Annotated in this window: 23 protein-coding genes, 1 pseudogene and 1 riboswitch; of the genes and pseudogenes, 13 read left to right on the forward strand and 11 right to left on the reverse strand. The window is 68.7% G+C overall.

The features are described 5' to 3' along the window. Window positions 1–59: 59 nt before the first annotated feature. Genes BLR41_RS00820 through BLR41_RS00835 form a run of 4 tightly spaced genes read right to left on the reverse strand, consistent with a single transcriptional unit; the run spans window position 60 to window position 2,702 of the window. The gene (locus BLR41_RS00820; RefSeq protein ID WP_092625360.1) at window positions 60–803 is read right to left on the reverse strand and encodes an ABC transporter permease; all 744 of its coding nucleotides are present in this window, start codon (window positions 801–803) and stop codon (window positions 60–62) included. Then, complete coding sequence (locus tag BLR41_RS00825; protein WP_092625362.1) at window positions 800–1,705, reverse strand: ABC transporter ATP-binding protein; 906 nt, start codon at window positions 1,703–1,705, stop codon at window positions 800–802. The genes BLR41_RS00820 and BLR41_RS00825 overlap by 4 nt, the downstream gene beginning before the upstream one ends. Beyond that, on the reverse strand, window positions 1,702–2,022 hold the full coding sequence (locus BLR41_RS00830) for a transcriptional regulator (RefSeq protein WP_092625364.1): 321 nt from the start codon (window positions 2,020–2,022) through the stop codon (window positions 1,702–1,704). The genes BLR41_RS00825 and BLR41_RS00830 overlap by 4 nt, the downstream gene beginning before the upstream one ends. Then, complete coding sequence (locus BLR41_RS00835; protein ID WP_092625366.1) at window positions 2,019–2,702, reverse strand: hypothetical protein; 684 nt, start codon at window positions 2,700–2,702, stop codon at window positions 2,019–2,021. Before BLR41_RS00835 ends, BLR41_RS00830 begins: the two co-directional genes overlap by 4 nt. Window positions 2,703–2,851: 149 nt before the next feature. Here BLR41_RS00835 and BLR41_RS00840 point away from each other — a divergent pair, with 149 nt between their 5' ends. After that, complete coding sequence (locus tag BLR41_RS00840) at window positions 2,852–3,187, forward strand: PadR family transcriptional regulator (protein WP_176797746.1); 336 nt, start codon at window positions 2,852–2,854, stop codon at window positions 3,185–3,187. Continuing rightward, entirely contained in the window at window positions 3,184–3,825 is a 642-nt protein-coding gene (locus tag BLR41_RS00845; RefSeq protein ID WP_092625370.1) for an HAAS signaling domain-containing protein, read from the forward strand. The genes BLR41_RS00840 and BLR41_RS00845 overlap by 4 nt, the downstream gene beginning before the upstream one ends. Before the next feature lie 84 nt (window positions 3,826–3,909). Here BLR41_RS00845 and BLR41_RS00850 read toward each other — a convergent pair whose 3' ends face one another. Genes BLR41_RS00850 through deoC form a run of 3 tightly spaced genes read right to left on the reverse strand, consistent with a single transcriptional unit; the run spans window position 3,910 to window position 7,221 of the window. Continuing rightward, window positions 3,910–4,803, reverse strand: coding sequence for an aldehyde dehydrogenase family protein (locus BLR41_RS00850; RefSeq protein WP_092625372.1), 894 nt, complete (start codon window positions 4,801–4,803; stop codon window positions 3,910–3,912). Beyond that, a complete protein-coding gene (locus tag BLR41_RS00855; protein WP_092625374.1) occupies window positions 4,796–6,244 on the reverse strand; it encodes an aldehyde dehydrogenase family protein in 1,449 nt (482 codons plus the stop codon). The genes BLR41_RS00850 and BLR41_RS00855 overlap by 8 nt, the downstream gene beginning before the upstream one ends. Then, window positions 6,241–7,221, reverse strand: a complete 981-nt coding sequence (deoC, locus tag BLR41_RS00860) for a deoxyribose-phosphate aldolase (protein WP_092625376.1) — start codon at window positions 7,219–7,221, stop codon at window positions 6,241–6,243. Before deoC ends, BLR41_RS00855 begins: the two co-directional genes overlap by 4 nt. Window positions 7,222–7,458: 237 nt before the next feature. Here deoC and metG point away from each other — a divergent pair, with 237 nt between their 5' ends. The 11 genes and pseudogenes from metG (at window position 7,459) to BLR41_RS00915 (ending at window position 22,146) form a co-directional block, all read left to right on the forward strand. After that, window positions 7,459–9,252: a methionine--tRNA ligase gene (gene metG / locus BLR41_RS00865; protein WP_092625378.1), complete on the forward strand. Its 1,794-nt coding sequence runs from the start codon at window positions 7,459–7,461 to the stop codon at window positions 9,250–9,252. A 148-nt stretch (window positions 9,253–9,400) separates the two neighbouring features. Beyond that, entirely contained in the window at window positions 9,401–10,246 is an 846-nt protein-coding gene (locus BLR41_RS00870) for a TatD family hydrolase (protein ID WP_092625380.1), read from the forward strand. A gap of 369 nt (window positions 10,247–10,615) precedes the next feature. Then, window positions 10,616–10,867: pseudogene (locus BLR41_RS00875) on the forward strand (transglycosylase family protein); the annotation flags it as partial. A gap of 568 nt (window positions 10,868–11,435) precedes the next feature. Continuing rightward, window positions 11,436–12,938: a resuscitation-promoting factor gene (locus tag BLR41_RS23600; protein ID WP_176797747.1), complete on the forward strand. Its 1,503-nt coding sequence runs from the start codon at window positions 11,436–11,438 to the stop codon at window positions 12,936–12,938. Between the two features lie 292 nt (window positions 12,939–13,230). Further along, complete coding sequence (gene rsmA / locus BLR41_RS00885) at window positions 13,231–14,109, forward strand: 16S rRNA (adenine(1518)-N(6)/adenine(1519)-N(6))-dimethyltransferase RsmA (RefSeq protein ID WP_092625384.1); 879 nt, start codon at window positions 13,231–13,233, stop codon at window positions 14,107–14,109. A gap of 205 nt (window positions 14,110–14,314) precedes the next feature. Further along, window positions 14,315–14,404, forward strand: a riboswitch (SAM riboswitch). A 217-nt stretch (window positions 14,405–14,621) separates the two neighbouring features. Continuing rightward, window positions 14,622–15,641 carry a methionine ABC transporter ATP-binding protein gene (locus BLR41_RS00890; RefSeq protein ID WP_092625386.1) on the forward strand — a complete coding sequence of 340 codons (1,020 nt, stop codon included), beginning with the start codon at window positions 14,622–14,624 and terminating at the stop codon, window positions 15,639–15,641. Continuing rightward, window positions 15,638–16,324, forward strand: a complete 687-nt coding sequence (locus BLR41_RS00895) for a methionine ABC transporter permease (protein ID WP_092625388.1) — start codon at window positions 15,638–15,640, stop codon at window positions 16,322–16,324. The genes BLR41_RS00890 and BLR41_RS00895 overlap by 4 nt, the downstream gene beginning before the upstream one ends. Window positions 16,325–16,516: 192 nt before the next feature. Continuing rightward, complete coding sequence (locus BLR41_RS00900; RefSeq protein WP_092625390.1) at window positions 16,517–17,326, forward strand: MetQ/NlpA family ABC transporter substrate-binding protein; 810 nt, start codon at window positions 16,517–16,519, stop codon at window positions 17,324–17,326. 80 nt (window positions 17,327–17,406) lie between these two features. Further along, the gene (locus BLR41_RS00905) at window positions 17,407–18,363 is read left to right on the forward strand and encodes a 4-(cytidine 5'-diphospho)-2-C-methyl-D-erythritol kinase (RefSeq protein WP_176797748.1); all 957 of its coding nucleotides are present in this window, start codon (window positions 17,407–17,409) and stop codon (window positions 18,361–18,363) included. Between the two features lie 169 nt (window positions 18,364–18,532). After that, window positions 18,533–20,335, forward strand: coding sequence for an ABC-F family ATP-binding cassette domain-containing protein (locus tag BLR41_RS00910; protein WP_092625394.1), 1,803 nt, complete (start codon window positions 18,533–18,535; stop codon window positions 20,333–20,335). Between the two features lie 146 nt (window positions 20,336–20,481). After that, window positions 20,482–22,146, forward strand: coding sequence for a fatty acyl-AMP ligase (locus BLR41_RS00915; protein ID WP_218119837.1), 1,665 nt, complete (start codon window positions 20,482–20,484; stop codon window positions 22,144–22,146). 77 nt (window positions 22,147–22,223) lie between these two features. Here BLR41_RS00915 and BLR41_RS00920 read toward each other — a convergent pair whose 3' ends face one another. The 4 genes from BLR41_RS00920 to BLR41_RS00935 form a co-directional block, all read right to left on the reverse strand. Continuing rightward, window positions 22,224–22,679 carry a hypothetical protein gene (locus BLR41_RS00920; RefSeq protein WP_092625398.1) on the reverse strand — a complete coding sequence of 152 codons (456 nt, stop codon included), beginning with the start codon at window positions 22,677–22,679 and terminating at the stop codon, window positions 22,224–22,226. A gap of 195 nt (window positions 22,680–22,874) precedes the next feature. Continuing rightward, on the reverse strand, window positions 22,875–23,375 hold the full coding sequence (locus BLR41_RS00925) for a hypothetical protein (protein WP_092625400.1): 501 nt from the start codon (window positions 23,373–23,375) through the stop codon (window positions 22,875–22,877). A gap of 63 nt (window positions 23,376–23,438) precedes the next feature. Further along, window positions 23,439–24,083, reverse strand: a complete 645-nt coding sequence (locus BLR41_RS00930; protein ID WP_092625402.1) for a hypothetical protein — start codon at window positions 24,081–24,083, stop codon at window positions 23,439–23,441. A gap of 55 nt (window positions 24,084–24,138) precedes the next feature. Continuing rightward, window positions 24,139–24,594 (reverse strand): hypothetical protein, encoded by a 456-nt coding sequence (locus BLR41_RS00935; protein ID WP_092625404.1) that lies wholly within the window; start codon window positions 24,592–24,594, stop codon window positions 24,139–24,141. Window positions 24,595–24,618 lie beyond the last annotated feature (24 nt).

Here is a 24,618-nt window from a genome sequence, read left to right on the forward strand (position 1 = left end):
CCGGGGTGCGGTGATTTCGTGGGAAATTCACGCGCCCCGGGGGCGGTAGCGGATCCGGTTCAGCGGAACCGCCTGCCCTCGTCGCGGCGAAAGGTGAACACCGCCAGCGCTCCGAGCGCGGCCGTCCAGCCCACGGCGACGGCCGACGCGGTCAGCGGCGGCCCGCCTCCGGTCAGCGCGCCGAGTACGAGCTCGCGGGCCGCCCTGGTCGGAAGTACGTTCGAGATCCTGTCCAGCCAGGCCGGGAACACGCTCGGCGGCAGGAACAGGCCACCCGCGAACGCCAGTGGGAAAAGTGTCAGCTGGACAGTGGGGATGGCCGCCTTGAGCGGCATGGAGTACCCAACCGCGAGCCCGAGGAAGGCGAACGGTACGCCCGCGAGGACCAGTGCGAACACCGTCGTGCCCACCTCGATCGCCGAAGCCTCGGCCGCCGTGAACAGCACCGCCGTCAGTCCCACCGGTATCAGCGACAGCAGTGCGAAGCACAGCGCGTTGCACAACCTGCCACCGAGCTGCGCCAGCGGGCCGGTGGGCAGCGTCCGCAGATAGCTGTGCCATGCCTTGGCGCGATCCTCGGCGACCCCGGCGCCGAGGTTGAACACGAAGGCACTGATCACCGCGAACATCGACATCTGCCCCGCCGCTTCGGTGGCCGCCGCGGTGTTGCCGGAGACCGAGCGGTTGGAGACGACGAACAGCAGCATGAACAGCGTGGGGAACGCGAGGGTGCCCAGCGCGGCCATCGGGATCCGGACCGTTTCGCGGAACTGGTAGCGCGTGTAAAGCAGGACGGCGCTCATGCTCTTCCCCCGGCGTGCTCGTCGATCGGGTTCGCCTCGGCGGTCAGCGCGGTGAACGCTTCCTCCAGCGAAGCCCCCGTCACGCTCAGGTCCTCGAAGTCCGCTCCGCTGCGCACCAGGTCGCGGACCAGTTGGTCGGAGTCGCGGGTGAACAGTCGGTGCGCCCCGTCGTCGAGTTCGGAGCGCACCACCCCCGGCAGCTCCGGAAGGTTGGTTCCCCGCACGGTCACGGTCCGGGTGTGCACCCGCGACTTGATCTCCCGCTGCGGCCCGTCGGCCAGCACCCTGCCGCGGTCCATCACCACGATCCGCTCGGCCAGGGCCTCTATCTCGGCCAGGTAGTGGCTGGTCAACAGCAGTGTCGTTCCGCGCTGCTGGTGGTGGCGCAGCGCGTCCCACAGCGAGTTGCGCGCGGCCACGTCCAGGCCGGTGGTCGGCTCGTCGAGCACCACCAGGGCGGGATCGCCCGCGAAGGCCAGCGCCACGCTCAACCGTCGTTGCTGTCCGCCGGACAGCGAACCGGCCTGCCTGCGTGCGAGTTCGCTGAGTCCGAACTGCTCCAGCAGTTCACCGACCGGCAGCGGTTTCGGGTAGTGCTCGGCGACGAATTCCACGATCTCGCCCACCCGCAGCGTGTCCGGCAGGCCGGTTTCCTGCGGGGTGGTTCCCAGCCGTTCGCGGTTGCGCGGTTGGCGGGGGTCACCACCGAACAGTTCGACGCGGCCCGCGCCGGGAGAGCGCAGGCCGGTGAGCAGGCTCAGCAGGGTGCTCTTGCCCGCTCCGTTGGGGCCCAACAGTCCCAGGAGCTCTCCGGGAGCGATGTCCAGGTCGACGTTGTCCAGCGCGTGCAGCGAACCGAATCGGCGTGACACGCCGATGGCGCGTGCTTGGTATCGGGTCAAGAGTCCCCCTCCTCGGTGACCGGTTCCAACAGAGCCCGCAGTTGCCGCATGTACTGGTCGAAGGCGGTGCGCCCCGCCTCGGTGAGGTACACGTAGGTGGTGCCGCGGCCGGATCCCGTCTTGGTGCTGGCGGTGTAGCCCGCCTCGTCGAGCTTGCGCAGGTGAGTGATCAGGTTTCCCGGCGTCATGTCCAGCAGTTCCCGCAGCCGGCCGAAAGCGATCCGGTCCTCGGTGGGCAGTGCCGCGAGAGTGGTCATCACTCGCAGCCTGGCCTGGGCGTGGATGACCGGATCGAGTCGGACGTCGGCAGGGTTCATTCCGGTTCTCCGGGCAGGCGTTCGTGACTGGGGGAGGGCCCGGTGCGCGCGTGTCCGCGCAGCGTCAACACCGTTCCCGCCACCAGAAAACCACCGCCGCCCGCCAGCGACATGACCAGGTAGTGGTTCGGGATGCCGGTGAAGGCTCCGGCCGCGTTGATCGCCAGGATCCACAGCCCCACGCAGTACTGGGTCCAGCTCCCGGTCAGCGCGCCGCCGCTGAGGTAGAGCAGCCCCACCAGCAGACCGGAGCCGCTGGCCCAGAGCATGGCGTAGCCGTCATCGGAGATGCCCATCCGTGAGGTGGCGGCGATCAGCGTCCCCAGCCCGAGGAAGGCCAGCGCCCAGGACCAACCGTGCATCGCGCCCGACTTCTGGGTGGGGCCGCGCAGCCCGCGCAGGCTGTTCGCGAGGTGCCAGACGGTGATGAAGCCCGCCACGCCCAGGCAGCCGAAGAAGATGCCCAGTGCTTGCCAGAGGGGGACGAGCAGTACCGGCTCGTCCCCGATGGTCAGGTAGAGCTCGCCGAATCCCAGTACCCAGGCCGCGCCCCACACCCCGAACAGCAGTCCGGGGTTGATGTCGAGGGCTCGCTCGGCGCGTTGCTGCTGTCGCTCGGTGATGGCCAGCATCTCCGCCGGTGACGGAGTCGAGGTGTCGGAGGTGTGTTCCTCGCTCATTTCCTGCCCCCTGTAGCCGAACTTTGTGGCGCAAAGTTTCACTTACTTTGCGGCGCAAAGTCAAGCGCCGATCAGTATACTTCGCGGTTTACTACTTGGCGAGACAAACTAGTCGGTGCTATTTTCTAGTCGTGTCGGAGAAGAGATCGGTGGAACGACAGACGCAGTGGCTGCGCGGGGTGCTCGATCTCGCCGTGCTCGCGCTGCTGGCCGAGAGCGGGGAGGACTACGGCTACACGCTGGTTCGGCGTCTCGACGAGGCCGGACTTCCCGGTATGAAGCCGGGAACGCTGTACCCGCTGCTGAACCGCCTGGACTCGGAAGGATTGGTACGCAGCGAGTGGCGTGCCGGAGCCGGCGGTCCGGGCCGGAAGTTCTTCCTGCTCACCGAGCAGGGCCGTGCGGTGCTGGCCGAGCAGGGGCCGCTGTGGACCGAGTTCGCCAAGAACGCCACCGCTGTACTGGAACGGGGAATGAGCTCATGAGCACGGGATCGTCGGAGAAGTACCGCAACGAGTTGCTGTTCGCGCTGCGAATGCGCGAGGTGCCGGGTGCTCGGATCGGGGACGTGCTGGCCGAGGTGGAGACCCACGTGGCCGAAACCGGGCAGGACCCGGTTGAGGCGTTCGGCACGCCGGGGGAGTACGCGGCGCGTGTGGCCGAGGAGTTCGGCGCGTTCGCCGGTTCCCCTCGGCGGGCCGTGCTGCGCCCGAGTGTGCTGCTGGTCGCCGCGTTGGCGCTGTGCGCGGCGGAGTTGGCGGTGCCGGCCGTCACCACGAGCGAGGTCACACTGACCACCGGCAGCCTCGTCGGGATCCTCGCCCTGCTGGCGCTGTTGGTGGTGCCGCTGTTGTTGGCGATGCGCGCCGCGACCGAGCTCCACAGCGTCGAGCGGCGACTGTGGTTCGGGCTGGGGGCGCTGGCGACGTTGGTGCTCGCACCGTTCGGGGCGGACTGGATCGAGCGAATGGTCAGCGCGGAGCCGGTGCTGGTCACGATGCCGCGCTGGTCCGCCTTCGCTCTCGCCGCGGTGTTCCTGCTCGCCACGGTGGCCCTGCTGGCCCGCACCATCCGCGGCAACCGGATCGTGGATCCCAGGCCCGGTGGTGTCGGGAGTTCCTGAGCGTGCCGGGCGGTCCTCCGGAACCACCGCCCGGTAGCCAAGCGCCCGCTCCGCGATTTCGCGAGAAATCGCGGAGCGCCGGGGTCACTCCCCGATCGGGTGCCACACCGTTTTCAGCTCGGTGAGGGCCCGCAACCGTTTCGTGCCGGGCGCGGTGCTCCAGTCCGGTTCCACGAGCGGAGTGTCGAGTACCCGCTTGACGCTCCCGGCGGCGGTCTCTTCCAGCTCGCCACGCAGGGACTCGTCCGCTCCGCTCGGATCCAGCGCGTCCACATCGGAGTGCGATGCCAGCCGTGAGACCAGCTCGGCGGGGTCCCCGGTGAGCACGTTGGCCACCCCACCGGGTACGTCCGAAGTGGCCAGTGCCTCGCACAGGCTCACGGCGGGCACCGCCAGTTCCGTATCCACGAGCACCACCGCGCAGTTTCCCGCGACCAGTACCGGAGCCAGCACGCTGACCAGGCCAAGCAGCGAGGACTGCCTGGGAGCCACCACCCCCACCACGCCCACGGGTTCCGGGGTGCTGTGCACGGTGTACGGCCCGGCCACCTGGTCGACACCACCCCGCAGGACGCCGAGCTTGTCGGTCCAGCCCGCGTACCAGAACATCCGGTCCACGGCGGTGTCCACCGCGTTCGCCGCCTCCGTCGCGGACAGCCCCTCGGTCGCCGCCACCTCGGCGGTGAACCGGTCCCGCGTCCCCTCGAGCATCTCGGCGACCCGGAACAGCACCTGCCCCCGGTTGTGGGCACTGGCACCGGACCAGCCGTCGAACGCCTTGCGGGCCGCGGCCACGGCGTCGCGCACGTCCTTGCGCGAGGCCTTCGCCGCGTTCGCCCGGAACGCCCCGTCCGCGTCGGCGACCGCGACGACCCGGCCCGACTCGGACCTGGCGAAGGACCCGCCCACGTAGAGCTTGTAGGTCTTGGGCACCGTCACCCTCTTCCGCGTGCTCAACCGCGCCTCGTCGTCAGACATCGAGATAGGCCTCCAGACCCGCTGCGCCGCCCACACGGCCGTTCCCGGACTCGCCGCGCCCACCGAACGGCGCGGTCGGGTCGAACCGGTGGAACGTGTTGGCCCACACCACTCCGGTACGGAGCTCGCGCGCGGTCCACAGCGCCCGGGAGCCCTTCTCGCTCCACACGCCCGCGGCCAGCCCGTACGGTGTGTTGTCGGCCTTGGTGACGGCCTCCCGCGCGGTGCGGAAGGTCAGCACCGAAAGCACCGGCCCGAAGACCTCCCTCCGCGCCACGCTCATGGACTGCTGCACGCCGGTCAGCAGGGTGGGAGCCATGAAGTCGCCGTGTCGCGGCGGCGTCGCCGGGACGGTCCAACGAGTTGCCCCCTCCGCTACGCCGCGCTCCACCAGCTCGGAGAGCCGCTCCACCTCCGCCGACGAGCCGAGTGCCCCCACATCGGTGTTGCGATCCATCGGATCGCCCACCCGCAGCTCAGCCATGCGGTCGCGCAGCCGGGCCACGAACTCCTCGGCCACGGACTCCTCCACCAGCAGCCGCGAGCCCGCGCAGCGGACGCGCCCCTGGTTGAAGAAGGCGCCCTCGACCACGCTCCGCACCGCCTCCTCGGGCGCGGCGTCGGCGAACACGATGTTGACCCCGTCGCCGCCCAGTTCGGACGTGACTCGCTTGCCCCGGCCGGCGAGGTCGCGCCGCACCCGTTCGCCCACCTCGGTGGAACCGGTGAAGACCGCGTGCCGAACCCCGCGATGTGCCAGCAGACTCGCCCCGCTCTCCGAGTCGCCGGGCAGGACGTTGACCGTTCCGGAGGGTAGACCGGCCTGCTCGCAGATCTCGCCGAACACCAGCGCGGTCAGCGGTGTCCGCTCGGATGGTTTGACGACCACGGTGGACCCGCAGGCGAGGGCCGGCGCGACCCGTTGCGCCAGCAGCAGCAGTGGGAAGTTCGACGGGACCACCTGCCCGGTCACGCCGAGCGGTGCGGGGGAGGGGCCGAATCCGGCGTGGTCCAGCTTGTCCGCCCAGCCCGCGTAGTGCAGGAACCACGCCGCCGCGTTGGGCAGGTCGAACTCCGTCGCCTGCCTGACGGGTTTGCCGGTGTCCAGCGTCTCCAGCACCCCCAGTTCCCGGGAACGTTCCTGCAGCAGCCGGGCGATCCGGAACAGGTACTTGGCCCGGTCGGTACCGCTGATCGAGCCCCAGTGGCCTCGGAAGGCGTCCTCGGCCGCATTCACCGCTCGGTCCACATCGGATTCAGCACTGCCCGTGATCTCGGCCAGCGTTTCTCCGGTCGCCGGATTCACGCTGGAGAACACCGCACCGCTGCCGTCGGTGAACTCCCCGCCGATGAACGGGCGGTAGCGCTCCCGAAGTGCGGCGACCGTCGCGGATTCGAGGGCGGGCGCGTACTCCAGGGGGTTCGGGTCGGGCTCCGTCAAAGATCCACCGTCACCTGGTCGGGGCCACTGTAGTGGCCGTGAAGTTGCGTTTCGCGCTGCATCAGCAGGTCGTTGAGCAGTCCGGACGCCCCGAACCGGAACAGCTCGGGTGTCAACCAGTCCGGTCCGGCCACCTCCCGAACCGCCACCAAGTAGCGGATCGCGTCCTTGGTGGTGCGGATTCCGCCAGCGGGTTTGACCCCGCGCGACTGCCCGGTTCGATCCCGCCACTCGCGTACCGCCCGCAACAGCACGTGGGTCACCGGCAGGGTCGCGGCGGGGGAGACCTTGCCGGTGGAAGTCTTGACGAAATCAGCTCCCGCCAGCAGCGCCAGCCAGCTCGCCCGCCACACGTTGTCGTAGCCGCCCAGCTCGCCGGTTTCCAGGATCACCTTCAGGTGGGCGGGACCGCACGCGGCCCGGACCTGTTCGATCTCGTCGAACACCCGGCCGTACTCACCCGCGAGGAAAGCACCGCGGTCGATGACCATGTCCACCTCGTCGGCACCCGATTCCACCGCCAGCTCCACCTCGGCCAGCTTGGCGCGCGGCGTGGAGCGGCCCGAGGGGAACGCGGTCGCCACCGAAGCGACCCCGACCCCGGAACCGCGCAGCGCCGTCACCGCCTCGGTGACCAGATCCGGGTAGACGCACAGCGCGGCCACCCGGGGAACGTCCGGGAACCGCGAATCGGGTGTGCGGGCCTTTGCCGCCAACGCGCGCACCTTGCTCGCGTTGTCCGCACCCTCCAGCGTGGTCAGGTCCACCATGCCCACCGCGCGGTCGATGGCGCGCAGCTTGGCTTCCCCCTTGACGGCACGCCCGGCCAGCGCGGCGGCCCGCTGTTCGAGCCCCACCGCGTCGATGCCGGGCAGCCCGCGCAGGAAACGCGTCAACGCCGCTTCGTCGCGGGTGGCCTCGGCCAGCTCGCCCGGTGGTCGCGTTTCCGGTGGGCTGGATGACGGCGAATCGGCCATGCGGGCAGTCTACGGGGCCGCTCCGGCGCGACCAACGTTCACCGCGCGGTCCGCTTCCACCTCCGGGTGGCCCCGCCCCGGCGTCCCCGGTGCTCCCGACCGAGGCACCCGGCGGAGCGGCGAGTCATCCCGCCGGGGTGCGTGCCGGTTGCCCTGCTGCGACATCGGACAGTTCCGGGGCGGTTACGCGACAAACCCGCTCGAGTTCCCGATGCGGGTTTACGTAGGCTGTGAACCATGAGTACCCCCGTCCTTACCGCAGTGGCCTGGCCCTACACGAACGGGCCGCGACACATCGGTCACGTCTCCGGAATCGGTGTCCCCTCGGACGTCTTCTCGCGGTACCACCGAATGGCCGGGAACAAGGTGCTCATGGTCTCCGGCAGCGACGAGCACGGGACCCCGATCCAGGTGCAGGCGGAGAAGGAGGGCCTCACCCCGCGGGAGCTGGTGGACAAGTACCACCGGGTGATCGCCGAGGACATGGGCTCGCTCGGGGTCAGCTACGACCTCTACACCCGCACCACCACCGGCAATCACTACCAGGTGGTGCGGCAGATCTTCCTGGCCCTGTACCGCAACGGCTACATCGTCCCCAAGAGCACCACCGGAGCGGTCAGTCCCTCCACCGGCCGCACCCTGCCCGACCGCTACATCGAGGGCACCTGCCCGATCTGCGATCACGACGGTGCCCGCGGCGACCAGTGCGACAACTGCGGCAACCAGCTCGACGCGGCCGAACTGCGCAACCCGGTCTCCCGGATCAACGGGGAAGTGCCGCGCTTCGTGGAGACCGAGCACCTCTTCCTGGACCTGCCCGCCTTCACCGAGTCGCTCGGCAAGTGGCTGTCCACGCGTACCGACTGGCGTTCCAACGTCCTGAACTTCACCCGCAACCTCGTCGAGGACATGCGGCCCAGGCCGATCACCCGCGATCTCGACTGGGGAGTTCCGGTCCCGCTGGAGGGGTGGGACGAGCAGTCGATGAAACGGCTCTACGTCTGGTTCGACGCGGTGATCGGCTACTTCTCGGCCAGCGTCGAGTGGGCGAGGCGTTCCGGCGATCCCGAGGCATGGCGTGCCTGGTGGAACGACCCGGAGGCGCTGCGGGTGTACTTCATGGGCAAGGACAACATCACCTTCCACGCCCAGATCTGGCCCGCCCTGCTGATGGGACACAACGGGGCCGGGGACCGAGGCGGGAACGCGGGTCCCTACGGCGAGTTGAACCTGCCCACCGAGATCGCCTCCAGTGAGTTCCTGACCATGACCGGCTCCAAGTTCTCCACTTCGCGGGGCACGGTGATCTACGTACGCGACTTCGTGCGCGAGTTCGGGCCGGACGCGCTGCGCTACTTCATCTCGGCGGCGGGCCCCGAGACCCAGGACGTCGACTTCACCTGGGACGAGTTCGTCCGCAGGATCAACTTCGAACTCGCCAACGAGTGGGGGAACCTGGTCAACCGGGCGGTTTCGCTGGCTGCCAAGAACGTCGGCGCCGTCCCCGAACCCCGCGTTCCGGAGGCGGCCGACGAGGAGCTCAAGACGATGGCCCGCGACGCCTTCGACGTGGTCGGCGGGCACCTGCGGCGTTCCAGGTTCCGCGCCGCCACCCAGGAGGCGATGCGGGTCGTCTCGGCGGCCAACAAGTACCTGTCCGAGCAGGAACCCTGGAAGCGCAAGGACGACCCGGAACGCCGCGACACCATCCTGCACACCGCGTTGCAGCTGGTCTCGGACGCCAACACGCTGCTCACGCCCTTCCTGCCGCACTCGGCGCAGCAGGTGCACGAGCTGCTGGGCGGTACCGGGACCTGGGCCGCGCAGCCGCAGCTGCAGGAGGTCGCGGATCTGGACGTCGCCGACCGCTCCTATCCGATCCTGACCGGCGACTACGCCTCCGAGCAGGCCAGCTGGCAGTCCCGGCCGATCGGGGTCGGCACCCCGCTGAGCAAGCCGACGCCGCTGTTCGGCAAGCTCGATCCCGAGCTGGCCGAGACCGGTCCGGAGTGGGCGCCGATCCAGAGCTGATCCGGCGACGGAGTCCCCACCGGCACGTTCCCAGTTCGCGCGTTTCCAGCCCGGTCGTTCCCACCGGAGCGGCCGGGCCTTTCACTGCCGTGTCCCCGGCTCGCCGGGGGCCGGGCTGTGACGGCCGTCTCACCAGCAGAATGGTGGCGTGAGCAAGGGCGACAAACGAACTCCCCCGCCGGAACCCGAGGCGCTGCCCGCCCCGGTGGTGGACGCGCACACCCATCTCGACGCCTGCGGCGCGGTCGAGGCGGCGGACGTTCGCCGCATGGTGGACCGGGCCGAGGCCGCCGGGGTCGGCCGGGTGGTGACGGTGGCCGACGACATCGAGTCGGCGAAGTGGACGGTCTCCGCCGCGGGCTGGGACGAGCGGGTCTACGCCGCGGTCGCGCTCCACCCCACCAGGGCCAAGGACCTCGGCGAGTACGAGCGGGAAACGCTGGCCGAGCTGGTCCGTGATCCCAGGGTGGTCGCGGTCGGGGAGACCGGGCTCGACTACTACTGGGACTACTCCCCGCCGGAGCCGCAGCAGGAGGCCTTCCGCTGGCACATCGACCTCGCCAAGCGGGTCGGCAAGCCGCTCATGATCCACGACCGCGACGCGCACGAGGACATCCTGCGCATCCTGGACGAGGAGGGCGCTCCCGAGACGGTGATCTTCCACTGCTTCTCCGGGGACGCCGACTTCGCCCGCCGCTGCGTGGCAGCCGGTTACGTGCTCTCGTTCGCGGGTACGGCCACCTTCCGCAACGCGAACGCGCGTGGCCTCCGGGAAGCGGCGGCCCTCGTGCCGGTGGAGCAGATGCTCGTGGAGACCGACGCGCCGTTCCTGACGCCGCACCCGTTTCGCGGCAGGCCCAACGAGCCGTACTGCGTAAACTACACCGTTCGTGACCTTGCCGAACTGCGCGAGACGGGTGTCGCGGAGCTGGCGGTCGCTCTGACGGCCACTACCGAGCGAGTTTTCCAACTCGATCGTGTAGCAGCTTCCTGAGTCTCGGTAACTCTCCGACCACCTTCTCGAGCAGCCGCGGTGATGTCGGCTTGCGCCCACGCCGCGTGCTCCTACCGTCCGAAGTGGAAGCCGGGATGGGGGGCTCGACGGTGCTCGCCGGTCCGATCTCGATCGGCGCACCGTGAACCCCGTTCGGAAACTCCGACAGGAGTTCGTTCGCACCGCTCGGGCGAGCTCCGGCGCGAGGGTTCGACGGGGCATGCTCCGCTGCCCGGAACCACGGCCGAGAAGGTGGTCATGAGAGCTCGACACGTTCCACGCGGCGCGATTCTGCTGGCGGTGGCCCTGACCGCGATTCCGGGGGCCGGTGCCCCTGCCGTCGCCGCCGAGCACCAGCGCACGGCCCCGGGAAAGGTGTGGGACCGGTTGGCCCGGTGCGAATCGGGCGGCAACTGGTACATCAATACCGGAAACGGTTATTACGGGGGGTTGCAGTTCCTGCGCAGCACCTGGGCCGCCTACGGCGGTGAGCGCTACGCCCACTATCCCCACCGAGCCGCGCGCGCCGAACAGATCGAGGTCGCGAGTCGGTTGCGCGACGCCCGTGGCGGTTACGGAGCCTGGCCCTCCTGCGCCCGCCGGCTGGGACTGCCGCGCTAGTGGGACTTCGCGGCGGGGTGCGCTGCCGTTCCCGGCCCGTGCGGACTTGGGAGGTCCAGGGCGGGCCGGGAAACCGCTGTACGGGTAACCGATAACCCTCGATAGTGCGAGGTGTCCGATATCGACGAACACGTGCGGTGTCGAGATCTGCGCGTTATGGCGTGTAGCGGCCAAGGGTCGGACATATTTCGGTTCGATCGTGTGAATTTCACCGATGCCCTGTGCGCTGGGGAAGTCGATTTCGCCCCGGTAACTCAGATCACAGCGAATTCGTGATCCTTGGCAGCACGCGGATCATCACGCTAGAGTCTCGAACTCGTAAACCGATGACCACGGTCACGGATTACGCCCGCAGTCTTCGCCGGTGTACGTCGGGGTAGCCTGCCCTCGCCGCTCGGAACACGGATCACGGGCGCGACGGTCGGCTGGCGGCGCTGGCTACGGGAGTCGGATACGGACACGAAGCACGAAGGTAACGTGCTCGCGCGTGTCGGTCGGAAGTCGAAGGGGCGGCTTCCTGCCGGACGGAGCGGGCGCGTCTTTCCCGCCTTCGGGAGGTAACGACCCTGTGAACGAACGCGGCTATTTCGGTGAGCAGCCCTCGGGCCACGGGCAGTACGCCCGCCGGGAGAACACACTCGACGGGACGGACTGGTTCACCCCGGCGGTGCCCGGCGAGCGGCACACCGCCGTCGGCGTGCTGGAACCCCCCGAGGAACGGACCGGGAACGCACAGCCCTACCCGGCGCAGGATCACCCGAGTTTTCCCCCCGGTGCACTGAGCATCACCCCGCAGGACCTCTACGAGATCCTCGGCCCCGACGTCGAGGACCTGATGGCCGACGCCGACCTCGAGGTCGACGAGCTGATCAGGCTGCTCAACGCCGAGACGACGGTGATGCCGCCGCTGCCGTTGTCCGACTCGGTCTCCCCCGAGGACCTGGAAGCGCCCTCGCCGGAGCTGTCCGAGGCGATCGGCACCTGGAAGCGCCGCTTCCTCAAGAGCGCGGTGGCGGCGGTGATCCTGTCCATCACCGGTGCGGGCGGCGCGGCCGCCGCGATGGACAAGTCGGTCACCGTCGAGGTGGACGGCAAGGAACGCGAGGTCAGCACCTACGAGTCCACTGTGGGTGAGGTGCTCGAGGACGAGGGCATCGAGGTCGACAAGCACGACGCCCTCAGTCCCTCGCTCGGCTCCAAGGTCGAGCACGGCGAGACCATCTCGCTCGACCGCGGCAGGAAGATCGAACTCACCGTCGACGGGCAGACCCGGGAGGAGTGGGTTCGTTCGGTCACGGTGGGCCAGGCGCTGCGTCAGCTCGGCGTTCCCACCGACGGCGCCTCGGTCTCCGCCAAGCGAACCATGCCCGTGCCCGAGGAGGGCATGAGCCTGGAGGTCAAGACCGCCAAGTCGATCACGATCGTCGACGGCGGCAACAAGCCCAGGCAGCTGACCACCACCGCCGTCACGGTCGAGGAACTGCTCAACAAGCAGAGCCTGCAGGTCGACGAGAACGACGAGGTCACACCCGGTTCCGGGAAGCGCATCAGCGACGGCGCCGAGGTGCGCATCGACCGCACCGGTATCTCGACCGTCAACGTTCGGGAGAAGATCGAGCCGCCGGTCAAGGAGATCGTCGACGACTCGATGTTCAAGGGCGAGCGCAAGGTCGAGAAGCAGGGAAGCGCCGGTGAGAAGATCGTCTTCACCCGGGTGACCACCCGCAACGGCGAAGAGGTCAAGCGGGAGACCGTCGGCGAGAAGGTGGTCACCGAGGCCGAGCCCAAGGTCGTGCGCGTCGGCGGCAAGCAGCCGCCGAACAGCGGTGTCTGGGACAAGCTGGCCGAGTGCGAGTCCGGCGGCAACTGGCACATCAACACCGGCAACGGGTACTACGGCGGTATCCAGTTCAACAAGTCGACCTGGGACGCCTACGGCGGCGACCAGTACGCCGCGTACCCGCACCAGGCCACCAGGGAGCAGCAGATCGCCGTCGCCACCAAGGTGCGCGACGCGCGCGGTGGATACGGGGCCTGGCCCTCCTGCTCCTCCCAACTCGGCCTCTCCTGATCGAAGTTTTCCGCTCGGGTTGCCATGGTGGTGCCGTGGCGGAACCTCCCGCACGGCTCTCGTTGCGGATCCGGAGACATCGGGTAGGTACTACACAACATCTCCGGCGTCCTCACGAGAGCCGCACGGGAGAACCCGCGGCGGTGCCGACTGCGTGAGTGGTCGGGGTTCGCCCTGCGGGAGTGGTCGGAGTTCGGCCTGTGTCGAAGTGGCGCGGCGATTTCGCGAGAAATCGGCGTCCCCCCGCAGTCCCGGCGCGGTCGGTGGAATTCGGCCTGCTAGTTTCGACGGCGTGGAGCAACAGCCGTCCGCAGTCCGCCTGCTCGGTCCGGCCGAGGTTCGAGGACTGGCCGAGCGGCTCGAATTTCGTCCCACCAAGAAACTGGGGCAGAATTTCGTACACGATCCCAACACCGTGCGACGCATCGTCGCCACCGCCGGTATCGACTCCGACGACGTGGTACTCGAGGTCGGTCCCGGCATCGGCTCACTGACTCTGGGCCTGCTCGGCGCGGCAGGCGCGGTGACCGCGGTGGAGATCGATTCCGCGCTCGCCGACCGCCTCTCGGCCACCGTTACCGACCACGCCCCGACGCTGGCCGAGCGACTGCGTGTGATCAACGGCGACGCGTTGCGGTTGAGCGCGGCCGAGTTCGGTGGCCCCGAACGCGCGCCGACGGCACTCGTGGCGAACCTGCCCTACAACGTGGCGGTTCCCGTGGTGCTGCGGCTGCTGGCCGAGCTGCCCTCGTTGCGGCACGGCCTGGTGATGGTGCAGGCCGAGGTGGCCGACCGCATGGCCGCCGAGCCGGGCAGTCGTCGTTACGGCGCCCCCAGCGCGAAGTGCGCCTGGTACGCCGATGTGCGGCGTGCGGGTTCGGTCTCGCGTAACGTGTTCTGGCCGGTGCCGAACGTGGATTCCGGACTGGTGGCTTTCACCCGCCACGAACCGCCCGCTGAGATCGACCGCGACCGCGTCTTCGCCGTGGTGGAGGCGGCCTTCGCGCAGCGCCGCAAGACGCTTCGTTCCGCGCTGTCGGGTTGGGCGGGCTCTTCGGAACGCGCGGAGCGGCTGTTGCGTGCGGCCGGGATCGATCCGGCCGCGAGGGGAGAACAACTCCACATCACCGAGTTCGCCGCTCTGGCGGGGATCGCGGAAACCGAAACCTGATCGGGAATTCGGCTCCGCTCCCGCTCTGACCTGGGGATACGGCCCTCCTTTTCCGTCGCTGTTTTTCGTGTTCATTCGAACACGACTTGTCACCACTTCCGATTTCCGTACGGCCGAAAGTGTTAGTGACGAATGCGACAAACGGCGGGAAGTGACTCACATCAACTTGCGCCCAGCGGAATCGATGATGTTTACTCTTCCGCGGAGTCCATCCCGAGCGGCCGAGAGATCTGGCTCGACGACGCCGCAGCAACCACCCGGATCGGGCAGGTGCTACCGCCAGGAACGATGGAGTTGATTTGTCTCTGAGTTCCACCGCAAGCGCCAAGACGCTGCCCGTGGCTATCCGCCTCGGCCTGACGGAGCGTCGTGTTGTCGATCTCGGGCGGCGTACCACGACCGCCTGTCGGCGCCACGTCTGATCCCGTACTGGCCCCTGGTTACTTTCCACCCGGTCTTCGCGTGCGCCCTCGCACGTCCGCGGCCGAGGCGAGCTGAAGCGGAGTTCGATCGTGATCACAGTCGAAAACCTGACCAAGACCTTCACCCAGAGCAACACCTCGGTGGCGGCGCTCGACGACGTGAGCCTGCAGGTGCCGGACGGTTCCGTCTGCGGAGTCGTGGGGACCAGCGGGGCCGGTAAGTCCACTCTCGCGCGCTGCATCGCCCTGCTGGAGAAACCGGACAGCGGAGCCATCCGCGTGGACGGGACCGATCTCGTCTCGTTGGAGGGCAGCAAGCTCCGCGCGGCGCGGCGCCGGATCGGTGTGGTTCCGCAGGGGGACTCGCTGCTGCGGCAGCGCACCGCGGCGGGCAACGTCGCCCTGCCGCTGGAGTCGGCGAAGGTGCCTGCGGCCCAGCGTCGCAGTAGGGTCGCCGAGCTGCTCGACCTGGTGGGCCTGGCCGACAAGTCCTCGGTTTATCCGGACCACCTCTCCGGTGGGCAGCGGCAGCGGGTCGCCGTGGCGCGTGCGCTGGCGGCGAAGCCCTCGGTGCTGCTCGCCGACGAGCCGACCTCGGCGTTGGATCCCGGTACCACCGACTCGGTGCTGACCGTGTTGGAGCGCGCTCGTTCCGAGCTGGGTGTGACGGTGTTGGTGGTCACGCACGACATGGCAGTGGTGCGACGTATCGCCGACGACGTCGCCGTTCTCGAAGAGGGCAGGGTGGTCGAGCACGGCAAGGTGCTGGACCTCGTTTCCGAACCGGGCAGCCGGATCGGTTCGACCCTGTTGCCCGAGACCGACCAGGCGAGCACGCTGCAGCTCGATTCCGGCGGGCACGACGTCGTCGCCGAGGTGGTGCTGGTCGGTTTCGCGGCCGTGGGTGCGTTGCTGCCCGAGGCCTCGAGCCGGTTCGGGGTGGAGCTGTCCATTCTCGGCGGTGGACTGACGCGGCTCGGGGACACGCCTGTCGCCAAATTCCGTGTCGGGCTGTCCGGTGAACGTTCCGAGTCCGCGCTGAAGTGGATGATCGAGCGCGACGCGCATGTGCGCCGCGCTCCCGTGAGCGTTGATGGAGTTGCCGCGTGAGTGACGTGACCCCCTGGTCGGAGGTCTTGGAACTGGTACGTCCCGCGACTGTCGAGACCCTCTACATGGTCCTGATGTCGACCTTGGTGGGTGTGGTCGGCGGTCTGCCGTTGGGGGTTTGGTTGCACATGACCTCACACGTGGGACTGACCCCCAAACCGCTGGTGCACCGGGTGCTCGGCGCGGTCGTGGACGTGACGCGTTCGATCCCGTTCGTGGTGCTGCTGGTGGTGGTCGGTTCGCTGACCCGGCTGCTGATGGGGCAGGCGTTCGGCAGCAGCGCGGCGATCGTGCCGCTTGCCATCGCCGCGGTGCCGTTCTTCGCGCGGTTGACCTCCAACGCGTTGCGCGAAGTGGATTCGGCGATCGTGGAGGCCGCGGTCACCACCGGAGCGGGCAAGTTCCGGATCGTGTGGACAGTGCTGCTCAGCGAGGCGCGAGCGGCGTTGGTCGGCGCGGTCGGGGTGACCATGCTCGCGTTGATCGGCTATGCCGCGATGGCGGGCGCCATCGCGGGCGGCGGGCTGGGTGCCACCGCGATCCTGGACGGTTACAACGCCTACGACGATCGTGTGCTCTACGTCTCGGTGGTGCTGCTCGGAATCCTGGCCTGGGGAATGCAGCTGCTCACCGACTGGGTGACCAAGCTGGTCGACCGCAGGCGTGCGGCCACCAACGTCTGAGCCCACCGCCCCCGGGGCGTGAGACCCAGCGGTTTTCGCTTCTTCCGGTGAGTTCCCGCGGCTCGACGTGTCGAGCCTGCTCACCTGGCCGAGAGCCGCCCGATGAAACCCGACAAAACCGAAGAAACCGACCGGCCTCGCGTGCCGGCAAGGCGGCGGACGCCGCCGAACCGAGATCCGAAAGGACCTTCGATGCGTACCAAACTTCTCGCCGCAGTGCTCGCCACCTGCACGCTCGCGTTAGCGGGTTGCGGCGGTGGCTCGGCCGCGCAGGACGACCCGAACGCGGCGATCAAGGTCGGTGCCACCGCGCAGCCGCACGGCGAGATCCTGCAGTTCGTCAAGGAGAACCTCGCCGCCGAGCAGGACCTGAAAATCGAGATCGAGACGTTCAGCGACTACAACAGACCCAACGCGGCCACGGCCAACGGGTCGCTGGACGCCAACTACTACCAGCACAAGCCGTTCCTCGAGGAGTACAAGGAGGAGCGCGGTGGTGACCTGCAGTGGGTCGCCCCCGTGCACCTGGAGCCGTTGGGCATCTACTCCAAGAAGATCGACTCGCTGGACAAGGTCTCCGACGGCGCCACCGTCATGATTCCCAACGATCCCTCCAACCGGGGACGGGCGCTCAAGCTGCTCCAGTCCAAGGGGCTGATCGAGCTCAAGCAGGGCGCGGCCGAGGAGACCGATGTCCGCGACATCGTCGACAACCCGAAGAACCTCCGGATCGAGGAGCTCAAGGCCGCCCAGATCCCGCGCTCGCTGCAGGACGTGCGGTTCGCCGTGGTCAACGGCAACTACGCCCTCAAGGCCAATCTGGACGACCCGCTGGCCCTGGAGTCGACCGAGAACAACCCCTACGTCAACGGGGTGGTGACCAACTCCGAGATGCAGGGTGATCCGCGCATCGACAAACTCGTCGACATGCTGCAGTCCCAGGAGGTCAAGGACTTCATCAACGAGCAGTACGGCGGCAAGTCCGTCATCCCCGCGAGCTGATCGCACGACCGCTCGGGACCCGGGCGCACGCACACCTGAACGTGCGCGGCACGAACACGTACCCTGGGGGTGTGCTGTCCGTGGTACCTACCCCGATCACCGTCCGGGTCCCGGCGAAGGTGAACCTGCATCTCTCGGTCGGTGACAGTCGCCAGGACGGTTATCACGAGCTGGTGACCGTTTTCCAGGCGCTGTCGCTGACCGACGAGATCACGGTACGCAGTTCCGACGAGCCGGGCATCGAGGTGCACGGCGAGGGTTCGGAAAGCGTGCCGTTGGATTCCGACAACCTGGCGTGGCGAGCCGTACTCGAACTCGCCCGCGCCAGTGGCAGGGATCCCGACGAGACCGGTGTCCACATCTCCATCAACAAGGGAATACCGGTCGCGGGCGGCATGGCGGGCGGTAGCGCCGACGCCGCCGCCACGCTGTTCGCGCTGAACGCGTTGTGGAAGCTCGAACTCGGTCGTGACGAGCTCTCCGAGATAGCGAGCCGACTGGGCAGCGACGTGCCGTTCGCCCTGCAGGGCGGTACCGCTCTCGGCACCGGACGCGGCGAGCGACTGGTTCCCGTGCTGGCCCGCCACACTTATCACTGGGTGATCGCGCTGCACGGCGAAGGCCTCGGGACACCGGAGGTGTACACCGAGCTGGACCGGTTGCGGCGCAACTCGGACAATCGCGTGGGCGAGGTCGAACCGTTGCTGGAGGCACTGGCCTCGGGAGACCCACGTGAGCTCGCCCTGCTGCTGGGCAACGATCTGCAGGCCGCGGCGGTCTCGCTGCGGCCGGTACTGCGGCGCACGCTGCGTGCCGGGGTGGACGCGGGGGCGCTGGCCGGGGTCGTGTCCGGCTCCGGTCCGACCTGCGCCTTCCTGTGTACCGACGGGGAGGAGGCGGTGCGCGTCGCCGCCGAGCTCTCCGGTGCCGGGGTCTGCCGGACGGTACGAGTGGCGCAGGGACCCGTTCCGGGCGCACGGCTGGTCGGCGACGAGCACGTCGATCGCCCTCCCACTCCGCCGCAGGTGCACGCGTGAATCCGGGTCGGGTGTGACGCCGACCCCGCGCCGTGGTCACAGGCGCCCTGCCCGCCGGTGGTCCCGGCCGCACACCCACCCGCCCGCGCAATGAAATCGATGGTCCGGACCCGCAACGTCCGCGGCCTGTTCCGCGCATACTCGAATTCGACGGAGTGACCAACACTCGATGGCCAACCTGATCAACCTGGAATCGGTCGAGAAGAGCCACGGGGTCCGCCCGCTGCTGGACGGAGTCTCGCTCGGCGTGACCGAGACCGACCGCATCGGGGTCGTCGGTCTCAACGGCGGTGGCAAGACGACCCTGCTCGAGATTCTGACCGGCATCGAAGAACCCGACGCCGGGCGGGTCAACCACACCCGCGATCTGCGCAGCGCGGTCGTGACCCAGCGCACCGAGCTGCCCGCCGACGCCACCGTGCGCAACGCGGTGCTCGATCCGCAGGGCTTCACCGCCGAGCACGAGTGGGCCGCCGACCCGAAGGTTCGCTCCGTGCTCAACGGGCTCGGCATGACCGGGCTCGGTCTGGAGACCAGGGTCGCCGAGTTCTCCGGCGGCGAGCGGCGCCGCGTGGCGCTGGCCGCCGCGCTGGTGCGCGAGCTCGACCTGCTGGTGCTGGACGAGCCGACCAACCACCTCGACGTCGAAGGGGTGCGCTGGCTGGCCGACCATCTCCTCTCGCGGCGCTGCGCACTGGTTATCGTCACCCACGACAGGTGGTTCCTCGACGAGGTGTGCAACCGCACCTGGGAGGTCGTCGACGGCCGGGTGGAGCAGTACGAGGGCGGCTACGCCGACTGGGTCTACGCCAGGGCGGAGCGCGCCAGGATCGCGCAGCAGACCGAGGAGAAACGCCGCAACCTGGCCCGCAAGGAACTCGCCTGGCTGCAGCGCGGCGCCAAGGCGCGAACCTCCAAGCCGAAGTTCCGGGTGGAGGCGGCGGAAGCGCTGATCTCCGACGTCCCCGAACCCAGGGACACCGTGGAGCTCGTCTCGTTCGCCAAGCGCCGGTTGGGCAACACGGTGGTCGAGCTGGAGGACGTCGACCTCCGAGTGGCCGACCGCAAGCTGCTGGACAACGTGACCTGGCGGCTCGGACCTGGTGAGCGGGTCGGTGTGGTGGGGGTCAACGGCTCCGGCAAGACGACGCTGCTGCGGCTGCTGGCAGGCGAGCGGGAGCCCGACGGTGGCAAGCGGATCGAGGGCAAGACGGTCCGGTTGGCGCACCTCACCCAGGAGCTGCACGACCTGCCCGGCAAGTGGCGCGTGCTGGAGGCGATCGAGGACGTCGCCAAGCAGGTGACGCTCGGCAAGTACGAGCTGACCGCCTCCCAGCTGGGTGAGCGGTTCGGCTTCGGGAAGGGCAGGCAGTGGACCAGGGTCGAGGACCTCTCCGGCGGTGAGCGCCGCAGGTTGCAGCTTGCCAGGCTGCTGATGGACGAGCCCAACGTGCTCGTGCTCGACGAGCCCACCAACGATCTGGACATCGACACCCTGCAGCAGCTGGAGGACCTGCTGGACGGTTGGCCCGGAACCCTGGTGGTCGTCTCGCACGACCGCTATCTGGTGGAGCGGGTCTGCGACAACGTGGTCGCGCTGTTCGGGGACGGCGGCATCACCCACCTGCCGGGCGGGATCGACGAGTACCTGAACAGGCGTCGCTCGCTGCTGGAGAGCGGGGATCAGTCCCTCGGCAGGCAGCAGGACGCCGGCGATTCCGGGCAGACCGGAAAGGCGAAGTCGGGTGGCTTGTCCGGTGCGCAGGACCGCGCCACGCGCAAGGAGCTCTCCCGGCTGGAACGTCAGCTCGACAAGCTCTCCGGGCGCGAGGAGGAGCTGCACAACCAACTTGCCGAGGCCGCCACCGAACCGGAGCGGCTGCAGGAACTGAACTCACAGCTGCGCGAACTGCGGGAGCAGAAGGACGATATCGAGTCCCGCTGGATGGAGCTGGCCGACAGTCTGGAGTGATCCTCGGGCGCTGCGATTTCGCGAGAAATCGACAACCTCGCGGCGGGAGTGGGCCGGCCGGCGGAAGCCGGGATGGACGTGGTTTCGCAGCGCGATCCACCGACGGAGTCGTCCGGGGCCGTTCCGACACGAAGTAGGCTGGAAGCGTGAGCCACTTCACGGAAATGGTGGCCGCCGCGGCCGCCGCGGACCACGGTCCCGGCACTCGCGGCCTCGTCACCGGTGAGCCGGAGGCGCCCCGCTGCCGAAGTTGGCGGCAGGTGCGCGAGTGTGCGCTGCGGATGTCGACCGCGCTGCGTTCCACCACGGAGTCCCCGCCGGTGCGCCGTGGTGACGCGGTGGCGGTTCTCGCCGCGAGCCCGGAGTCCGTGGTTCCCGCGGTGCAGGCGGTCTGGCTGGCCGGTGCTTCGGTGACGATGCTGCACCAGCCCACGCCGCGCACCGATCTCGAGGTCTGGGCCGCCGACACGTTGCGCGTCACCCGGATGATCGGGGCCGACCTGGTGCTGCTCGGCGAGCCGTTCCACGAGTTCGCCCCGGTGCTGGCCGAGCAGGGCATCCGGTTCCGCGACCTGGACGAGCTCTCGCGAGCGGAGACCGCGCCGGGCGAGGGGGTCCCCACCGGTGAGGACGACCTCGCGCTGCTGCAACTGACCAGCGGTTCCTCGGCCGAGCCCAAGGCGGTGCGGATCACGCACGGCAATCTCCACCACAACACCCGGGCGATCACGGCCGCCGCGCTGTTGTCTCCCGAGCACGATGTGGCGGTCTCGTGGCTGCCGCTGTTCCACGACATGGGCATGGGCGGTTGTCTGGCCGTGCCGATGGCCCTGGGGATGCGGCTGGTCAAGGTCACCCCGGCCGATTTCCTGGCGCGCCCATCGCTGTGGCCGGAGCTGATCGGGCGATACGGCGGCACCGTCACCGCCGCGCCGAACTTCGCCTACGCCATCGCGGCGCGTGGTATGGAACGAGCCGAGGAGGGGAGATTCGACCTGTCCACGCTGCGGTTCGCGCTCAACGGCGCCGAGCCGGTGGACCCCGGCACGGTGGAACGCTTCCTCACGGCGGGTGCCGGGTTCGGGCTGCGTCCGGAGTGCGTGGTGGGTGCGTTCGGCATGGCCGAGGCTACCCTGGCCGTCTCGTTCGCACCCGCCCTAGGCGGCATGAGCGTGGACACCGTGGATTCGGAGGAGCTCCGATCGCACCGGCGAGCCGTTCCCACCGACGCGGGGACTTCTGGTGCGCGCCGGTTCGCGATGCTCGGTCCCCCGCTGCCGGGGATGGAGGTCCTGGTGGTCGACGAGTCCGGTGCGCCGCTGCCGGAACGCAGCGTGGGGGGACTGCTGATCCGCGGCGCCGCCGTTACCCCCGGCTACCTGACGGTGGACGGACCGGTGGCGGCCACCGACGGGAACGGTTGGCTGGACACCGGGGACGAGGGCTATCTGGTGGACGGGCAGCTGGTGGTGTGCGGGCGCCGCAAGGAAGTGATCGTGCTCGGCGGCCGTAACGTACACCCCGCCGACATCGAGCGGGCCGCCTGCACGGTCCGGGGTGTGCGTGCCGGTAACGCCGCCGCGGTGCGCAGGGACGCCGATACGCGGCGGGAGCACTTCGCCGTGATCGTGGAGTCCCGTTCGGTGGGCGACGAGACCGAGGAGCGGCGGCTGCGCAAGGAAGTCGCGGCGAAGGTGTTCGGCGAGGTGGGGGCGCGTCCCGCCACAGTGCTGGTGGTCGCACCGGGCTCGTTGCCCAAGACTCCCTCCGGCAAGCTCCGACGCGGCGCCGGTGCCGAGCTGTTGTCCTGACCATCCATCCCGGTGGTGCCCACCCCTGTTACCGGAAGCGGTCAGTCGAGTCCCACTCGGACGGAGCGGACTCGCGTCTACCGCACGGTATGCCGCCGTGTGCTTCGGTGGCGGTGGGCGCGGACGGCAGTGCGCACGAACACCGCTACCGTCACTGTGAAAAGCAGCAGGGTCGCGGCGTTGAGTTGCCAGGGCACCAGGCTCATGGTGTGCCCGTCGGGCCACACGCAGTGTGTGGTGACCGGGTAGTAGAACAAGGAGCTGCTCTCGATGCGGACACCGGGTGTCGGCTCCCACGCGGTCGGTTCGCACACGTCTTCCGGTTGGTTGGCGATGCCGGACCACAGCGCGAGGCTCCGGGAGTCCAGAGTGGCCACTAGCAGCCAGGTCACGAGCTCGCCCCTCGTCCAGCTGGATCCGCGTCTCGCGAGCGAGAACCGTCCCATCGCGAGGCAGCGCAGCAGCTTGCCGAGGACCAACCACGGAGTGCCGAACGGCAGCAGCGTGGCGAACTCACTCGCGAGGTCTTCCACGGTTGGACGTCACTGCTTGATCGACGCACCGGTTCGTCGGCTTCCGAACCGAGGTGCGAGTCGGGATTCGGGACGGCCCGGTCGCACACTACGGAAACCTCGTCCCGGGCGGATCGAGTCCGGGAGGTCCCGATACGCACGTCGGCCCGATCTCCACGGTACGGCAGGAGATCGGGCCACCGTGTGATGTGAGGGTCAGAGAACATCGACCGTCGCGGGGAGGTCGAGAATACGGCCTATCGTTGTCCCCGAGTCGTCCTCCGGAACGAGCTCGACAGGTTCCCGCGGTTCGTACTCCGCGCCCCTGGGCGGGAAGCTCTCGAGCCGGCCGACCAGTTCGATCGGCTTCTTCGTGGTCAGGACAAGAGGTTCTTGCCGTGTTCCACGAGGAGCCACCCGCTCCCGCAGGCCTTTGGGCGGGTTCTCGATCGAGATGGCCAAGCCGGTGATCAGGGGCTGCACGAACCTCGGCGGGAATTGCCGGATCATGGTCAGTGAACTGTCCGCGTCGGTGTTCTGTTCGACGCGACCCCGTCCGAGATCCCGCTGAGTCGGAGAACTCTGCCGGGGAGATGCGTCTTCAGGGGAAACCGAGCGTGCTTTCGGGTTTCTGATATCGATGGAAGTGATCCGCCCCGGTGTCACCGGGGGCTCGCCTTCCATGATCACCGATCCCGTCACCGGAATCACCTGCACCCCGGCTCGTCCGGAAAGGTTCGGCCGGGGTGGGGCGATGGCACATCGGCTTTTTCCGAGTCGTCAGTTGGGCCGCGCCCGTGCGAGTCGCCGCGGGGCGAAGGCGTTGATGCTGCCCGCTCCCTTGCCCGGTTCGTCGTCCCAGCCGCCGATCTTGGCCGCGAGAGCGCGGTAGCGGCCACTGGTGGGGGGTGCGGTGATGTGGAAGTGGGACTCCTTGACCGGATCAAGGTCGCCGCCCCAGGCCACGAGTCCTTCGCAGTCGGCGAGGATGTCGCGGATCACTATCCGCTGCTCCTCGAAGAACCCGTTCTTCGCGCCCACGGGGTAGAACAGCGGTCTGATCGTGATGCCGCTGCCCGACAGGTACGTCGACTCGTAGGGAGCCCGGACGCGGGTGTCCGTGGTGTGCCCGGTGATCTCCCCGGGTTGCAGCTGGGACTCGATGTCGTAGACGAACCGCCGTGCCACGTACAGCAGCACCGGTGCCGCGGCGGGGGCCAGCTCCACGGACAGGTTGCTGCCCTCAACCGGGAACCGCTCGACCTCGTTCCCGCCGAGAACAGACCAGCCGTTGACGCTCTTCTGCCGCCGCCACGTCGATGTGGCCGGGGAAGCGAGTGCGGTGGCGGGCAGGGAGGTGAGTGAGGCGGCGCCGAGTGCCATGCCGCCCAGGGCGAAGAAGTGTCGTCGGTCGATGCTCGTCATCCTGCTGTCCTTTGATCTCGCGGACGGGTACGTGGCTTCGGGCGGGGGATCGCGTCTACGGCGTGGTGTGGTGCCGTGCTCTCCGGCGCCGATGGGCGCGCAAGGCGGCGTAGGCGGTGACCGCGACCGCCGTTGTGAAAAACAGCAGGGTCGCGGCGTTGAGTTGCCAGGGCACCAGGCTCATGGTGTGCCCGTCGGGCCACACGCAGTGTGTTGTGACCGGGTAGTCGAAGAGGGAACTGCTCTCGATGTAGACATCGGAGCTCAGTTTCCACGGGTTCGTTTCGCACACGTCTTCCGGCTGATTGGCGATGCCGGACCACAGCGCGAGATTGTGAGAGTCCAGAGCGGCCACTAACAGCCAGGTCACGAGCTCGAACATTCCCCACCCGGAGCCGCGTGCTAAAAGTGGTAGCCGCTGCGTCAACAGCATCTGCAGAATTTTGACGAGAATCAGCAGCGGCGTGGCGAACAGCAGCAGCGTGGTGAACTCGATCGCGAAGTCCTCCATGCTCAGCGATTACTCCTTGATCGA

The sequence above is a fragment of the Actinopolyspora mzabensis genome, from assembly GCF_900101095.1.
Classification (GTDB): Bacteria; Actinomycetota; Actinomycetes; order Mycobacteriales; family Pseudonocardiaceae; genus Actinopolyspora; species Actinopolyspora mzabensis.